This is a genomic window from Ilumatobacteraceae bacterium (assembly GCA_033344875.1).
Lineage (GTDB): Bacteria > Actinomycetota > Acidimicrobiia > Acidimicrobiales > Ilumatobacteraceae > Ilumatobacter.
This window is the reverse complement of the sequence record JAWPMO010000001.1, coordinates 3,286,256-3,301,448: the sequence shown is the minus strand read 5'-3', so window position 1 is coordinate 3,301,448 and position 15,193 is coordinate 3,286,256. Positions and strand designations below refer to the sequence as shown.

The 15,193-nt window shown below is 67.7% G+C and carries 13 protein-coding genes; 12 read left to right on the top strand and 1 reads right to left on the bottom strand.

What is annotated here, in order from left to right:
- Window positions 1–2 precede the first annotated feature (2 nt).
- The 7 genes from R8G01_15595 (at window position 3) to R8G01_15565 (ending at window position 6,139) form a co-directional block, all read left to right on the top strand.
- Window positions 3–626, top strand: coding sequence for a hypothetical protein (locus tag R8G01_15595; GenBank protein ID MDW3215425.1), 624 nt, complete (start codon window positions 3–5; stop codon window positions 624–626).
- A 171-nt stretch (window positions 627–797) separates the two neighbouring features.
- Window positions 798–2,231, top strand: a complete 1,434-nt coding sequence (dnaB, locus tag R8G01_15590; protein ID MDW3215424.1) for a replicative DNA helicase — start codon at window positions 798–800, stop codon at window positions 2,229–2,231.
- Between the two features lie 76 nt (window positions 2,232–2,307).
- Window positions 2,308–3,000, top strand: coding sequence for a hypothetical protein (locus R8G01_15585; GenBank protein ID MDW3215423.1), 693 nt, complete (start codon window positions 2,308–2,310; stop codon window positions 2,998–3,000).
- Window positions 3,001–3,004: 4 nt separating this feature from the next.
- Complete coding sequence (locus R8G01_15580; protein MDW3215422.1) at window positions 3,005–3,406, top strand: PaaI family thioesterase; 402 nt, start codon at window positions 3,005–3,007, stop codon at window positions 3,404–3,406.
- A 75-nt stretch (window positions 3,407–3,481) separates the two neighbouring features.
- Window positions 3,482–4,450, top strand: a complete 969-nt coding sequence (locus R8G01_15575) for an ATP-binding cassette domain-containing protein (protein MDW3215421.1) — start codon at window positions 3,482–3,484, stop codon at window positions 4,448–4,450.
- Window positions 4,447–5,226, top strand: coding sequence for an ABC transporter permease (locus R8G01_15570; protein MDW3215420.1), 780 nt, complete (start codon window positions 4,447–4,449; stop codon window positions 5,224–5,226). The genes R8G01_15575 and R8G01_15570 overlap by 4 nt, the downstream gene beginning before the upstream one ends.
- A gap of 118 nt (window positions 5,227–5,344) precedes the next feature.
- Window positions 5,345–6,139 carry a hypothetical protein gene (locus R8G01_15565; protein MDW3215419.1) on the top strand — a complete coding sequence of 265 codons (795 nt, stop codon included), beginning with the start codon at window positions 5,345–5,347 and terminating at the stop codon, window positions 6,137–6,139.
- 509 nt (window positions 6,140–6,648) lie between these two features.
- Here the strand turns inward: R8G01_15565 and R8G01_15560 are convergent.
- The gene (locus tag R8G01_15560) at window positions 6,649–9,684 is read right to left on the bottom strand and encodes an MMPL family transporter (protein MDW3215418.1); all 3,036 of its coding nucleotides are present in this window, start codon (window positions 9,682–9,684) and stop codon (window positions 6,649–6,651) included.
- 57 nt (window positions 9,685–9,741) lie between these two features.
- Here R8G01_15560 and R8G01_15555 point away from each other — a divergent pair, with 57 nt between their 5' ends.
- The 5 genes from R8G01_15555 to R8G01_15535 all read left to right on the top strand — a co-directional run bounded on the left by R8G01_15555 (window position 9,742) and on the right by R8G01_15535 (window position 15,161).
- Window positions 9,742–10,488, top strand: a complete 747-nt coding sequence (locus R8G01_15555) for a hypothetical protein (protein ID MDW3215417.1) — start codon at window positions 9,742–9,744, stop codon at window positions 10,486–10,488.
- Complete coding sequence (locus tag R8G01_15550; protein MDW3215416.1) at window positions 10,485–12,068, top strand: collagen-binding domain-containing protein; 1,584 nt, start codon at window positions 10,485–10,487, stop codon at window positions 12,066–12,068. Before R8G01_15555 ends, R8G01_15550 begins: the two co-directional genes overlap by 4 nt.
- On the top strand, window positions 12,062–13,261 hold the full coding sequence (locus tag R8G01_15545) for a hypothetical protein (protein ID MDW3215415.1): 1,200 nt from the start codon (window positions 12,062–12,064) through the stop codon (window positions 13,259–13,261). Before R8G01_15550 ends, R8G01_15545 begins: the two co-directional genes overlap by 7 nt.
- A gap of 67 nt (window positions 13,262–13,328) precedes the next feature.
- The gene (locus R8G01_15540) at window positions 13,329–14,567 is read left to right on the top strand and encodes a hypothetical protein (GenBank protein ID MDW3215414.1); all 1,239 of its coding nucleotides are present in this window, start codon (window positions 13,329–13,331) and stop codon (window positions 14,565–14,567) included.
- 66 nt (window positions 14,568–14,633) lie between these two features.
- Window positions 14,634–15,161, top strand: coding sequence for a hypothetical protein (locus R8G01_15535; protein MDW3215413.1), 528 nt, complete (start codon window positions 14,634–14,636; stop codon window positions 15,159–15,161).
- The last annotated feature ends 32 nt before the right edge of the window (window positions 15,162–15,193 follow it).

The following is a 15,193-nucleotide window of genomic DNA, read 5'->3' as shown; positions in this document are numbered from 1 at the left end:
CGATGCCGGAGTCGACCGTCGAGCTCTGGGAGCGCCAGGATCGATCGGTCGGCGATCGACGGCGGCTCTTCGAGGTCGTCGCCGAGGCGACCGGTGCGACGTCGGCCCTCTATCCCGGCAGCTACGTCGACATCGCTCCGTCGTTCTCGATCCCCGACGTCACCTACGTCGATGTCGATCGCCGGGCGAACCGGTTCTTCGGCGACCGGGCGGGTGTCGAGCAGATCGTGCAGGCCGAGGTGGGGACGCAAACCCGCACGATCGCGTTCGTCCACGCCGACTACACCGACGAACTCCCACTCGCCGACGAAGCATTCGACCTCCTGATCTCGCTCTATGCCGGCTTCGTCTCGGAGCACTGCACCCGCCACCTGCGGATCGGCGGGACGTTGCTGGTCAACTCCAGCCACGGCGACGCGGCGATGGCGTCGATCGACGACCGATACGCGCTGGCGGCTGTCGTCACGGCTCGCGACGGCGTGTACCGGGTGTCCGATGACGACCTCGGCCGACACCTGGTGCCGAAGCGGCCGGCGCCGATCACCCGTGAGCTGCTCCACGAACTCGGGCGCGGCATCGCCTACACGACGTCGCCGTTCGCCTATCTGTTCCGACGGGTGTCCTAGCACTCCCGCCCGCGGCACCCTGCCACACCCTGCCACACCCTGCGACGAGGCTTGTCCACATGGACGTCCACAACCAGGGTGGTCTTATCCACGGGATTTCTCGGTTGTCCACGTCATTGCTGCGTTGTCCCCTTTCAACGCACAGGGCAACACCGCCAGGATGGTGGCCTCATGGCCGGTGACGAGTACTTCCCCATCGATACCGACGGTGGTGGCGGTTTCGGTGGCGGCGGTCCTCGACACTCCGATGGGCCTCGTTCGTCGGGGTCCTCGTCCGGCAGCCGCGGGCGCGTGCCACCGCACAACATCGACGCCGAAGAATCGGTGCTCGGCGCGATGCTGCTGTCGCGCGACGCGATCGGCGTCGTCAGCGAGATGGGGCTCACCCCCGCCGACTTCTACCGTCCGGCGAACCGTCACATCTTCGACGCGATCCGGGCGCTGTACTCCAGCGCGGCGCCGGCCGACACGGTCACCGTCGCCGACGAACTGCGTCGCGCTGGGCTCCTCGACGAGGTCGGCGGTCCGAGCGCGCTGCACGAACTCCAGAACGCGACCCCGGCGATCTCATCCGCCGGCCACTACGCCAAGATCGTCCAGGAGACCGCGCTCCTCCGGCAGCTGATCTACGCAGCCGGCGACATCGCCGAACTGGCGTACAGCGAGCCCGACGACGTCGTCAAGGCGCTCGACGAGGCCGAGACCAAGATCTTCAACGTCGCCGAGCAGCGCGTCACCGACTCGACCCGGACGATCGAAGAACTGCTGCCCGAGGTGATGGACCACCTCCAAGAGACGTACGACCGTGGCGACACGATCACCGGCGTCCCCAGCGGGTACACCGACCTCGACGAGCTGCTGTCGGGTCTGCAGCCCAACGCGCTGTACATCGTCGGAGCACGGCCCGCCATGGGCAAGTCGAGCTTCCTGCTCGGCATGGCGACCCATGTCGCGCAACAGGCGGCCAAACCGGTGCTGATGTTCTCGCTCGAGATGGGCCACCAGGAGATGACGCAGAGCATCCTCGCCGGCGAGGGGCGTGTCGATCGCACCAAGCTCCGAACGGGCAAACTGGCCGAGAGCGACTGGGCCAAGATCGGCAAGGCGATCGGTCGGCTCGAGGTGCCGCTGTTCCTCGACGACAACCCACGGGTGACCGTGATGGAGATCCGGGCCAAGGCCCGACGCATCAAGGCGCGTTTCGGCGGCATCGGCCTGATCCTCATCGACTATCTCCAGCTGATGGGCGGCACGGGCAACTCCGAGAACCGGCAGCTCGAGGTCAGCGAGATCAGCCGAAACCTGAAGATCCTCGCCCGTGAACTCGAGGTACCGATCGTCGCCGCGAGCCAGCTCAGCCGTTCGCTCGAGGCTCGGGCCGACAAGCGACCGATGCTCAGCGACCTGCGCGAGTCCGGATCACTCGAGCAGGACGCCGACGTCGTCATGTTCCTCTATCGCGACGAGGTGTACCACGCCGACTCGCCCGACAAGGGTTCGGCCGAGGTGATCGTCGCCAAGCACCGTGCCGGCCCGATCGGCACCAAACGGCTCGTCTTCCTGGGTCAGTACACCCGCTTCGACAACGCGGCGCGCAGCGTCTGACACCCCCGTCCACCACGGTCCGTATCACTCACCGCGATTCCACCACGTCGAGCGGCCGATCTGTCAAGATTTCGGCATGACGACGCCGTGGCGCGGGATGGCTTCGATCGCGCTCGTCGCCGCGGTCGCAACATGCGGGCTGTTCCTGTTGGCCGCCACGCCGGCCGACGGGGTCCCCGTCGCCGACGACGAACTCGATCCCCCCGACGAACCATCCTCGACGTCCAGCACCACCACGACCACGACCGCGACCACCACGACGCCGACCACAGCGACCACCACGACCGCCGGCACGACGGTCCCGACGACGACCAGCACCACCTCGACCACGACCACCACCTCGACCACGACCACCACCTCGACCTCGACCACGACGATCACCACCGCCGCGACCACCACGACCATGCCGGTCGTCGCCGCGTCCGTCGTCGCCTCGCAGACGATCGTCGGGGCCGGAGGCACGGTCCGGTTCGACGGCACCTGCGACGCCGCTGGACCGACGAGCCCGGTGATCGTCCGGGTCACCAGCGAAGCCGACGGTGCATCCCGCGAGGTCGACACCGGTGCCACCACGTCACCCTGGACGTACCTGTGGACCGCGCCGACCGAATCGGACGCCATCACCTCATTCGTCTTCCAGTTCCGGTGCGGCGAGGCGACCGCGTCGATCGACCCGGCGCTGCGTGTCGACATGGTGGCGAGCGCCGTCCCGACGACCGCGCCGGCCGGAGGCAACCCGACCGCACCGGCACTCCCCGAGACAGGTTGACCGCATGAGTCCGACGCAACTCCTCCAGTCGTCGATGCCGCTGTGCGCGACCCTCGGCATCACCGGATCCGAGGCGGGCGCCGATCGGGTCGTGGCCCACCTCGACTGGCGCCCCGAGCTGTGCACCGCCGGCGGGCTGCTCCACGGCGGGGCCGTCATGGCCCTCGCCGACGCCACAGGCGGTGCGTGCGCCTTCCTCAACCTTCCGGAGGGCGCGGTCGGCACCTCGACGATCGAGTCCAAGACCAACTTCCTGGGCGCGGTCCGCGAGGGTTCGTCGCTCACGGCGACCGCCACACCGCTGCACGTCGGCCGGACCACCATCGTGATCGAGACCGAGCTGCGCGTCGACGAACGCCTGGTCGGCAAGACCACCCAGACGCAGTCCGTCCTGCACGCTCGCTGACCGGCGATTCCGCGCTGCCCACGCCGGCCCGGAACTCCATCGACGGTTGCCACACCCGCCAGGCATGATGAGCGGATGACAGATCTGGCAGTCGAGGCACGTGGCCTCGTGAAACGATTCGGTGACACGCTCGCCCTCGACGGTGTCGACCTCGAGGTCCCGCGCGGGGCGATCTACGGGTTGCTCGGGCCCAACGGTGCGGGCAAGACCACGACGGTCCGCGTGTTGACCACCCTGCTCCGCCCCGATGCCGGGCACGCGACCATCGACGGCGTCGACGTCCTGTCGGACCCGCACGGTGTCCGCGAACGGATCGGGCTCACCGGTCAGTACGCCGCCGTCGAGGAACGCCTCACCGGTCGCGAGAACATGGAGTACGTCGGCCGGCTGTTCCATCTGCCGACCCGCGACGTGAAGTCACGGGCGCGCGACCTCCTCCAACGTTTCGACCTGGTCGATGCAGCCGACCGCGTCGTCAAGGGCTACTCGGGCGGTATGCGCCGACGGCTCGACATCGCGATGAGCCTGATCGCGCGGCCGTCCGTGCTGTTCCTCGACGAGCCGACGACCGGCCTCGACCCGCGCAGCCGGCTGGCCATGTGGGACCTCATCGAAGAGCTCGAACAAGACGGCACCACCGTCCTGCTCACCACGCAGTACCTCGACGAGGCCGACCGGCTCGCCGAGCGCATCATCGTGATCGACTCCGGCACCGTCATCGCCAACGGCACCTCCGACGAGCTGAAGAACCGCATCGGTGGCGACCGGCTGAGCGTCTCGATCGCCCGCGCCGAGAACCGTGAGGGTGCACTCGCCACCCTCGCCCCCTTGTGCACCGGAAACGTCGAGGTCAGCGGCGACGGGCGCTCGTTCTCGGCGCCGATCCGGTCCGGCGACCGGGTGGTGCCCGGCGTGATCCGGGCACTCGACGATGCCGGCATCGACGTGCTCGACGTCGAGGTCCGGCGACCGACGCTCGACGACGTGTTCCTCACCCTCACCGGGCGAGCGACCAGCGACGAGCTCGAGGAGGTGGCGACATGAACGCCGTCGAGATGACGTTGCGCGACTCCTGGGTCGAAGCCGAGCGCCACCTGCGCATCATCCCGCGCAACATCGAGCTGCTGATCTTCGCCACGATCCAGCCGATCATGTTCGTGGTGCTGTTCGTGTACGTGTTCGGCGGCGCGATCCAGGTCGACGGGTTCGCCAACTACGACCAGTTCCTGATCCCCGGCATCTTCAGTCAGTCGCTCGTGTTCGGCTCGGCGTTCACCGGCATCGGCCTCGCCGAAGACCTCAGCAAGGGTCTCGTCGACCGGCTCCGTTCGTTGCCCATGTCGCGTGCGGCGGTGCTGATCGGGCGAACGGTGAGCGACCTGGTGCGCAACCTCCTCACGTTCTTCGTGATGTTGGCCGTGTCGTTCTGGCCGATCGGTTTCCGATTCGAAGGATCCCTCTTCGAAGCGGTGCTGGCCACGTTGCTGCTGCTGCTGTTCAGCTACGCCCTGAGCTGGGTGCAGGCACTGATGGGTCTGTCGGTCGGTTCGGTCGAGGCCGCCAACTCGGCCGGCTTCATCTGGATGTTCCCGATGACCTTCGTGTCGTCGGCGTTCGTCGACCCCGAGTCGATGCCCGGTTGGCTCCAACCGGTCGCCGACGCCAACCCGTTCACGATCGTCACCAACGCGGCGCGGGCCCTGTACAACGGCAACCCGGTCGGCAACGACGCGCTGTGGTCGATCCTGTGGTCGGTCGGCATCATCGTCGTGTTCGCCGGGCTGAGCATTCGGAAGTTCAACAGCTCGACGTCCGCGTAGGCACGGCCCGCGTTCGACATCGGCTCGAGCCGCGGCGGGGTGTGTCCGCTCCTCGTGCTCCACTCGCGCGCCGCCCGACGGTCGGCACTGCTTCCCCGTCACCAGTCATCGTCGGGGAATGCCTGGTCGGCAGGTCGCGTTGACCTGGGCCATGCCCTCCACCTTCCCTCCACCCTCCGACCCGAGCTACGACATCGAGTTCTTCTGGGACCCGGTGTGTCCGTTCGCCTGGATCACCTCTCGGTGGGTCGAGCAGGTCGCGGCACAGCGTGACTTCCGGGTCGACTGGCGGTTCATCTCGTTGCGGTTGATCAACAAGCACAAGGACTACGCCACGGAGTTCCCGCCCGAGTACGAGTTCGGTCACACCGCCGGTCTCCGCATGCTCCGGGTCGCTGCTGCAGTCCGTGACGAGCTCGGACGCGAGCCGCTCGGCGCGCTCGTCACGGCCTACGGGGAGAGCTACTGGGATCTCCCCGAGGGTTCGGGGATGCGAGACCGGCTCAGTACCCACGAACACGTCGTCGAGGTGCTCGACGCCGCCGGTCTCCCGACCCGGTACGCCGAGGCGCTCGACAACACGTCGTGGGATCAGCTCCTCGATGCCGAGTCGGAGCTGGCGCTCTCGCGCACCGGTCGGGACGTCGGGACCCCGATCATCACGTTCCAACCCCCGGACGGTGTGTCGTTCTTCGGCCCGGTCATCTCACGCGTACCCCACCCCGACGAGGCGGTACCGCTGTGGGACGCCGTCACCACGCTCGCGAAGTTCCCCGGATTCGCCGAGATGAAGCGCAGCCTGCGCGAGCGCCCGCAACTCGCGATCCTCGGTGGTGCGACCACAGTCCCCGAGCACGAGGACTGGCAAGGCGGCCACCGCCGAGGCCACCTGGCCACCGACCGAGCCACCTGACTCCCGTCCCCACACCCCGCCCCACGAACCACCCAGCCGTGTCGCGAACCTGAGGCCCCCACGCCCACAATCGCGACACAGCCCCGCGGACCCCTCAACCATCACCCCACCATGTCGCGAACCTGAGAGCCCCACACCCACAACCGCGACACAGCCCCGCGGACCCCTCAACCATCACCCGGCCGTGTCGCGAACCTGAGTCCCCCACACCCACAATCGCGACACAGCACGGCTGTCCGCCATCCCCGCCCACCGTGTCGCGAACCTGAGGCCCCCACACCCACAACCGCGACACAGCCCCGCAGACCCCTCAACCATCACCCCACCGTGTCGCGAACCTGAGGCCCCCACACCCACAACCGCGACACAGCCCCGCAGACCCCTCAACCATCACCCCACCATGTCGCGAACCTGAGTCCCCCGCACTCGAGACCGCGACAGGGCTGCTCGACGAGTCGCCTGGGGGCTGGGGCCGGGGGTCGGCGGCGACCGGTGCGGGCTGGGAGTGGTCAGCCGCCGGTGCCGGCGGCGATCGCGGCGTCGACCTGGTCGGCTGGGGCACCGCAGTCGGCGCCGGCCTGCCGCACGGTCTCGAGTGCGGTCGGGTCGCTCGCCAGGAGGAGCGGCACGAGCGTCTCCTCGCCGCCACCCCGCTCGAACGAGGTCGCGATCACGCAATTGGCCGTGTTGCCGGGGAGGCCCGCGTCGGTCAGCAGTCCGAACAGCGCCGGAGCGAACACCCCGGCGGGCACGGTGTCGGGGAAGTCGGCCGGATCGATCACGGGGCCGGACGGTTCGGTCGTGGCCGGCGCCTCGGTCGACGGCGGCGGTTCCTCGCCTTCGACCGTCGTCGGCGGGACCGTCGTGGGCGGAACCGTGGTCGTCGTGGTGGGCGCCACGGTCGTCGTCGTGGTGGGGAGCGCGACCGAGGCGTACTCGACCGTGGTGGCATCTCCCTGTGACGTGTCGGCCGACGCGTACACGCCGGCGGCGGCACCGATGAAGGCCACTGCGCCGACTCCCGCCAGCACGGTCTGATCTCCGGGCACCGGGGCGGCGAGACGGACCGACCGGTTCGGATCGACCTGCGGCTCGATGCCGAGCCAACCGCGGTCGTCGACCCACACCATGATCGGCGGCATCACGATGAGTGCCGCCATCAGGGCGATGGCCACGTTGAGCGTCACGATCAGGCCGAAGTCACGCAGCAGCGGCAGCGGCGAGATCATCAACACGGCGAACCCGCCGATCGTCGTCGCGGCCGAGGTGAAGAACGCTCGGCCGGTACGCGCAGCGGCCGTGTCGCTCGCGAGGCGCGAGGCCAGACCTGTCTGTCGTTCCTCCAGGTATCTGCCGAAGATCAGCACCGAGAACTCGGTACAGCTGGCGATGACGAGCGGACCCGACACCGTCGTCAGCGGGCTGAGCTGGATACCGACGAGACCGACGATCAGCGACGACGCTCCGACCGCCAGGAACACCGGCACCAGCGCGAGCAGGGCCCGGCTCAAGCTGCGGAAGCGGAGCACGAGCCACAGCCCGGCGAGACACAGCGACAGGTAGGTGAGCGCCGCACGGTTGGCGGACAGGTTCTCGAGCAGACCGATGCCGACGGTGGCGAGACCCGCCGGCGTGACCCTGACGGGTTCCTGATCGGCGGGCAGGTCGGTCAACAGGATGCTGTCGGGGTCGAGTTGCAGGTCGGCGAGGCGCGCGTCGAGGTCGTCGCGCAACTCGTCGACGAGTACGGCGCGCTCCTCGAGGCTCGCCGGCGCGAGCCGCAGGTTGACCTGTGCGGCGGTCTGGCCGTCGTTGACCAGCGCCCGCGCGATCGCTTCGGGCATGACACCTGCGGCCCCCGCGATCTCCTCCTCCGTCGGTGGGATCACGGTGGCACCGGGAATCGTGATGATCTTGGCCATCGTGTTCACGAGGCTCGACGACGCCACCACGTCGTCGCGCGCTTCGGCCGCGATGGTGAACTCGTGCACCAGGTCGATGACGTCCTGGTCGTACACGTTGTTGGCCTGCACGAGGACACCGAGCGTGGTGCCGAACCCGGTCTCGTTCTCCAGCCGCTCGATGTCGGCGACGACCTCGGAGCCCTGGTCGATCCACTTGACCGGGTCGCTCTCGATCTTGGTGCGGCCCTCGACGAGGATCCCGCCGACGAACAGCACGACCGACGCGAGTACGAGGCCGATACCGGCCTTGGTCGGCAACCCGCCGAGCTTGACCACGATGCGTTCGACCAGCGAGTCACCACGATCGTCGGTCGGCGTCGTCCACTCACGAATGCCGAGGATCGACGCCGGCACGACGATGCCGACGGCCACGAGCACGAGCACGCCGATCGCGAGCAGCACGCCGAAGTCACGGATCATCGGCACCTTCGACAACTGCAGGGCGAGGAATGCGACGATGCCGGCGATGGCCGCGACGATCAGCGGGGGTGCCAGGTTCGAGACCGTCTCCGCGATCGGGTGCTCGTCATGATCGAGGACCTGCTCTTCCTCGACTCGGTTGTGGATCTGGATCGCGAAGTCGATGCCGAGACCGATCAGGATCGGCAGGCCGGAGATCGTGACGAGGCTCAGGTCGATGCCGATCAGGCCGAGGATCGAGAACGTCCACAGCACGCCGATCAGCACGGCGAGCAGCGGGAGCAGGCGCCACCGCACCCGGAACATGAGACCGAGCACGAGCGCCATCACACCGAGTGCGATCGCACCGAGGGTGAGCATCCCACCCTTGAGGTAGTCGTTGATCTCCTTGAGGTACACCGGCGAGCCGGTGACCGTCAGGTCAAAGCCCTCGAGGTCGACGCCCTCCAGGAGGTCGAGCACCTCCTCGGTCGCGAGCGATTGGGCATCGAGATCGAGGTTGCCGTCGAGCACCACACCGGCCACGGCGGTCTGTGCGTCGGGGAACGTGCCGGCCAGCGACAGCCGGATCGCACGCTCGTCGTCGGCCGGGGCGGTCAGCTCGCCGTCGGTGAGTTCGAATCCGTCGTTGCCGTAGATGAGCACGTCGTTCCACGCCGGGTTGCCGAGGGTTTGGTCGTCGACCTCGGCGAGCCTGGCGAGACCGACCTGGATGTCGGCACCGCGGGCCTCACCACCGTCGGCATCACGACCTGCGGCGGCGATCAACGCGGCCCGGCCCGGACCCTTGATCAGTTCGTCGCTGAACGTCAACGACACCGGCGGTGTGATCACCGAGAACACGTTGTCGACCGCCTCGAGTTCAGCGGTGAGTTGCTCGAGTGCCGAGAGGTTCGCCGGACCGACCAGGTCGGCGACGTCGACACCGTCCTCGTTGGCCGACATCAACAAGATGACCGTCTCCCCACCGAAGTTCTCCTGGAACTCGACGTTGTCGAGCGCGATCTGCGACTCCGGGTTCAGGTAGCTGTCCTGACCGGTCGCGAACTCAACCTGTGTGAGCCCGATCGCGAGGATCGCGGTGACGGCCACCACGGCGGCCGCCACGGCCTTCCAGTACTTCCCCAGGTTGATTCCGGTGGCCCTCCAGAAAGATTCCATGAAGTGAGCGTACGCCATGTGCCGTCACCCTCACTCCGCGCGCGCAGAGGGTGACGCATGGCCACGTTTCGCGATGTTCCGCGGGACAAGGGCGCGATCGCGCGAGTACAGTCGTTGGTGCGGGCGGCGGACCTGGCTCTCTCGAGCTACACGTCGTCGACACAGACCACCATCAAGGACGACCACATGGCCGACACCGGCACCACCTCACGACGCGATCGTGGATCCCAGACGGGATCGGCGGTGCGGTCGCGATCGATCGATGCCCCGCGGCGCGACCTGGGCGCGACCTTCATCGAGGTCCTGGTCTCGGTCGTCCTGCTCGGCACGGTCGGTATTGCTGTGCTGACCGCTCTCCAGGCGACCATCGTCGGCGCCCGAGTCCACGACCGCGTCGCTCAAAGTCAGGCGCTCCTGGCCGAGGCCGCCGATCTCGCCACCGACACCGAGCCCGAAGCCCTCCCCTACGTCGACTGCGACAGCAACCCGCAGGCCAGTTATCAGGCCGTGCTCACCACATTGTTCCCGCCCCCGCAGTCGGTGACTGTTTCGGTTGCCAACTGGGATCGCACAGCGGGCGCCGGCGGCGCGTTCGTTGCCGGTTGCCGCTACGCCCAGGGCGACCGACTCCAACAGCTCACCATCTCGACGGTCGTCGACGGCACCGTCAAGGAAGTCGTCGTGGTCAAGCGCCCCAACGACGTGCCGACCGCCGACACCGTGCCGGCCCCGCCCGTGCCGCCCTTCTCCGGTGGTTCTGGACAGGCAACCGTCTCACCGACACCGGGAATCAACGGACCATGACCAACCACCGTCCTGCTCGCCGCCCCGACGAAGGCTTCACGTTCGTCGAGGTCGTCGTGACCATCGTCGTGATCGGTTTGATGTCATCGGTGATCGCAGCCGCCATCATCGTCATCCTGCGCAATGGTGACGGCGTCGTGTCCAGCACCTCGGAGTCGCACGACACCCAGCAGATCGTCAGCTACGTCCCGCTGGACGTGGCGTCCGGACCCAGCCGAGCCGACGCGTACCGAGCGGCCACCGGAGGCGCAGCCGGCGACCGCGGCAGTGGGTGCGACGACGTCGGCAACGAGAACGTGCTGCGGATCGACGTCACCGATCGGCGGCTCACGGTCGTCGACCGTCGAATCGCCTACCAGATCGTGTCGACCGGCGAGACCGCCCGGATCGATCGACTCGTGTGCGAGTTCGACGGCACGACCTGGAACTCGACCTCGGTGCTCAACGTTGCCGATGCGCTCGACGGCACCGCCTCGCCGATCGCCGAGGCGACTGTGCTGGTCTCGAACCCTGCAGCGCCCATCGTCGACCAGCAGGTGACGGGTGTCGAGGTCCGCTACGTCCAGCGTGGCGACGTCGAGACCATCCAGGCCGCTCCGCGCGAAGAACTTCCGCTGTCGTCGAGCGGCGTGTGCGGCCCCGATCCTCTCGGAGCAACCAAGAACATCGACACGTTCATCGAAGGTGATGTCCATCTCGACGGCACGGCGGTCAAGAGCAGCCTCTACGTCGGCGGCACACTCACGTTCGAAGGCGAGCCCGATGTGGCACAGAGCAACGCCAACCCACCCGATCTGGGCCCGGGGTCTCCATACAACAACGTCGGGCTCTTCGCGAACAGCGTCGGATGGTCGGCTTCGTCCGGAACCCTCAGGGTCCGGAGCGGCACCGATGCCGTCGTGCAAGACGGAAACTACGTCGGTGGCAGCAGCGGCCCGATCTCCGAAGCAGGCGGCACACCACGTATCAGCCTGCAGGGATCGGGCGGTCAGATCATCGCTCCGGTCGGCACCGACCTCCCCGTACCGCCCGGGGCGGCGTTCATCGAGCTGCGGTCTTGCTCCGACCGGATGGCGGCGCTGCCCGACAGCTGCAAGAACGGAGCGTGCGCCTCTCACGTCGGTCTCCCGACCGGCTACCCCGGCACGGCGTCGGCGGGCGGCCCACAACTCGATCTGACGTTGGTGCCGAATCAGGTCAACGTGCTCAATCTCGAGGAAGCGAACCTCCTGGATCTCGAGTCGATCCAGCTCAACTTTCCACCGAGCCAGATCAACCAGAACACCCCGGTGGTCATCAATGTCGGCAGTCAGATCGGGGGCACGATCACCTTCAATCCTCCGACGCTCGTCGGGATCGGTAGCGCATCCGTACACGTCGTCTGGAACTTTCCCAACGCCGACGTTGTCAACGTCGTGGCCGGAGCCGGAGCCAGCACTGTCGACGGCACGATCATGGCTCCGTACTCGGTCGTGACCAGCACGATCTCGATCAAAGGCGGGGTCATCGCCAGCGAGTTCTACATGAGCGGGTCGTCGCTGAACGCCTCCTTCAGCTTCGAGGGGATCTTCGGATGGTGAAGCACCGCGACGGCGGCACGATCCTCGTTCTGACCCTGGTGTTCACGGTCATCCTCGCCGTCGTCGTGATCGCGATCGCCAACTTCGCCACGACCGGCCTGAAGACCTCGTCGGTCGCCACACAACGCACCGACACCAACGCCGATGCATCTGCCACCATGTCGTGGGCGATCGAGCAGTTCTCGAAGAAGCAGCTCCTGCCGGACGCCGACTGCGGGGACGCACCAGCCAGCCAGCCGATCGTCGTTCCGACCGCACTGCTCCCGAACGGTTACACGGCGACTCTCACGTGCTCACAGACCACCCCGATCGCGACCGAACCCATGGTCCACCTCGTCGCTCGGGTCACACCGTCAGGTGGCGCGCCGCGCACCGTCGAGGCCACGGTCGAGGTGCCCAAGTACACGCATGGGGCCCGCATCGCCGACTGGCGTGTCGACATCCCGATCGACGTCCCTGCGTACGTCACCACGACGACGTCGATCCCGAGCGCGACCACCACCACGAGCACGACCATCGCCAACGCGGCACCGACCGCCAATCCGACGAACTGGGTCGGCGCAACCGGGAGCTCGGTGACCGCCGTGCTCGATGCGTTCGACAGCGACGGCACGATCGTCAGCGCCACGATCGACACCACGCCACTGCCGGCCGGTCTCGACAGCATCGTGTCGGCTGGACCGAGTTCGTTCACGTTCTTCGCTAGCAGCGACGGCACGTACAACCTGGACTACACGGTCACCGATGACGGTGGCGCGACGGCATCGTCCACGATCCAGATCGTCACATCGACGACGCCGCCGAGTACGACCACCACGACCACGTCGTCGACGACCACGACCACCACCATCGCTCCGAACCCCGATTGCGAGTTCCGGATCAGCTCGGTCAACAACGGCGGAAAGAGCGGTGCCGGGACCCTGTCGCTGTCGAACACGAGTGGCGGGGCGTTCACCGGCTGGCAACTCAGCGTCAGTCGCATCAAGTACGGCGGGCCTTGGGACTTCACGTGGCCCGGGCCGGTCGGTGTCGGCGGGTCGGCCTACGTCATCGACAGCGACGCGAGCAACGAGTCGGTCACGCCCAACCAAGGTCCGACGTTCATCGCATCTGCCACGCTCGAGAACGGTCCGAACGGTCAGAAGCTGATTCTGAACGACACGTTCACGTGTTCGATGATCAATCCGCCCTGAACGCCGGGCATGAGGTGGCCAACCTCCTGGAGGGTGCCCGGTCCCACCGCCGAATAGGCTCGTGACCATGTCGTGGGAGCAGTTGGTGTCGGGGGTGGAGCTGCCGTTCGCGGAGGGGCTCACGATTCCGGAGCTGCACCCGTATCCGCTCGACGTGCCAACGCCTCCTGCGGTTCCCGACATCGAACGCGGCGCGTACGACGCCGCGCTGAACACGTTCCGCGACACGATCACACCGGGCATGACCGTCGCGGTCGGCGCCGGATCGCGTGGGCTCACCGGTCGGGTCGATCTCGTTCGTGGCACGATCTCGGCCCTGCGTGAACTCGGCGCCGAACCGTTCGTCGTCCCGGCGATGGGCTCGCACGGCGGGGCGACCGCCGAGGGGCAACTCCACATCCTGAGCGAACTCGGCATCACCGAGGCGACGGTCGGCGCCGAGATCCGGGCCACGATGGACACCGTCATCGTGGCCCACACCGAAGCGGGCACGCCGGTCCACCTCGACGCCAACGCCGCCGGCGCCGACCGCTTCCTGCCGGTCAACCGGATCAAGCCGCACACCTGCTTCAAGGGCCCGGTCGAATCGGGTTGCATGAAGATGGCGGTCGTCGGCTTCGGCAAACAGCCCGGCGCGGCCCTGGTGCACTCGTGTGGGCCGATCGAGATGCGCGACCGGCTGCTCGCCGCCTGCGCCGCGCTACGCGGCACCGGACGGCTGTTGGGCGGCATCGGGTCGATCGAGTCGACGGCGGGCGACATCGTCCGGATCGCCGGGCTGGGAGCCGGCGACGTCGGCACCGACCTCGAGCACGAGCTCACCGAGTACTCGCGAACGCTGGTCCCGGCATTGCCGTTCGACGAGATCGACGTCCTGATCATCGAACGGGGCGGCAAGGACATCAGCGGCACGACGATGGACCCGAACGTCACCGGGCGTTTCTGGGTGCCGGGCCTCGACGACCTGGAGACGCCGCGGGTCGGCGCCATCGTCCTGCTCGACCTGACCGACGTCAGCGGCGGCAACGCGCTCGGCATGGGGTTCGCCGACTTCATCCCGGCATCGCTCGCGAACCGCCTCGATTTCCGCAAGACGTACATCAACTGCTTCACCGCCGGCCCGGCCGGCATGCGTCGCGCCCGGATGCCGATGGTGCTCCCCGACGAGGAAGCGTGCGTGAAAGCAGCGTTGTCGATGTGCGGACGCGGGCCGGATGAACCGAAGCGTGTGGTCCGGATCGAGAGCACCCTGCACCTCACCTCGTGCCTCGTGAGCGACGCGCTCGCTCCCTCCTCGTCGGCATAACCGCGATATCCGTACAATTCTTCGCGAATTGCCTCAAGCCCGAGCGACGCAGGGCGATGTCATGGCATGCCACGACCACACGGGTTCGCCCGGGCAGCCCGCGCTGGACGCGTACGCCACCACCCTCGTCCACGCGACGGCGGTGTCACCATCATCGAGATCCTGATCGCCGTCGTCCTGATCGGCGGCGTGATCGCCGGGACGATGGCGACCCTGCGTGCCACCACCATCGCCGGGACGCTCCACCGCGACCACTCCAACGCCCACGGCTGGCTCCAGTCCGCTTCCGACATCCTCTACGCCGCCCCCAAGGTCTCCTGTGACTCGTCGCAGCCCGACAACGGCGAGGCGTTCGTCCGGGCCGCCTACGAGACGGTCGTCGACGGTGTACCCAATCCGCAGGACTGGAAGGACTGGCAGATTCGCGTCGTCGGGCCGGTGCAGTTCTGGAACTCCGCCAACATCGACGCCGATCCGGACATCGAGTTCTTCTTCGGCAGCGACTGCGACCCGAGCCTCACGCTGCAACTGATCCAGCTCGAGGTCCGGAGCACGAACAACAAGATCATCGAGTCGGTGGAGATCGTCAAGTGAACCCACGCACGCCATCTGCAGCGTCGGGCCGC

What these genes read in the sequence shown, in the direction of transcription:
- R8G01_15595 (MDW3215425.1), top strand. Translation starts at nt 3, where the DNA reads ATGCCGGAGTCGACCGTCGAGCTCTGGGAGCGCCAGGATCGATCGGTC.
- dnaB (MDW3215424.1), top strand. Translation starts at nt 798, where the DNA reads ATGGCCGGTGACGAGTACTTCCCCATCGATACCGACGGTGGTGGCGGT.
- R8G01_15585 (MDW3215423.1), top strand. Translation starts at nt 2,308, where the DNA reads ATGACGACGCCGTGGCGCGGGATGGCTTCGATCGCGCTCGTCGCCGCG.
- R8G01_15580 (MDW3215422.1), top strand. Translation starts at nt 3,005, where the DNA reads ATGAGTCCGACGCAACTCCTCCAGTCGTCGATGCCGCTGTGCGCGACC.
- R8G01_15575 (MDW3215421.1), top strand. Translation starts at nt 3,482, where the DNA reads ATGACAGATCTGGCAGTCGAGGCACGTGGCCTCGTGAAACGATTCGGT.
- R8G01_15570 (MDW3215420.1), top strand. Translation starts at nt 4,447, where the DNA reads ATGAACGCCGTCGAGATGACGTTGCGCGACTCCTGGGTCGAAGCCGAG.
- R8G01_15565 (MDW3215419.1), top strand. Translation starts at nt 5,345, where the DNA reads ATGCCTGGTCGGCAGGTCGCGTTGACCTGGGCCATGCCCTCCACCTTC.
- R8G01_15560 (MDW3215418.1), bottom strand. Translation starts at nt 9,684, where the DNA reads ATGGAATCTTTCTGGAGGGCCACCGGAATCAACCTGGGGAAGTACTGG.
- R8G01_15555 (MDW3215417.1), top strand. Translation starts at nt 9,742, where the DNA reads ATGGCCACGTTTCGCGATGTTCCGCGGGACAAGGGCGCGATCGCGCGA.
- R8G01_15550 (MDW3215416.1), top strand. Translation starts at nt 10,485, where the DNA reads ATGACCAACCACCGTCCTGCTCGCCGCCCCGACGAAGGCTTCACGTTC.
- R8G01_15545 (MDW3215415.1), top strand. Translation starts at nt 12,062, where the DNA reads ATGGTGAAGCACCGCGACGGCGGCACGATCCTCGTTCTGACCCTGGTG.
- R8G01_15540 (MDW3215414.1), top strand. Translation starts at nt 13,329, where the DNA reads ATGTCGTGGGAGCAGTTGGTGTCGGGGGTGGAGCTGCCGTTCGCGGAG.
- R8G01_15535 (MDW3215413.1), top strand. Translation starts at nt 14,634, where the DNA reads ATGCCACGACCACACGGGTTCGCCCGGGCAGCCCGCGCTGGACGCGTA.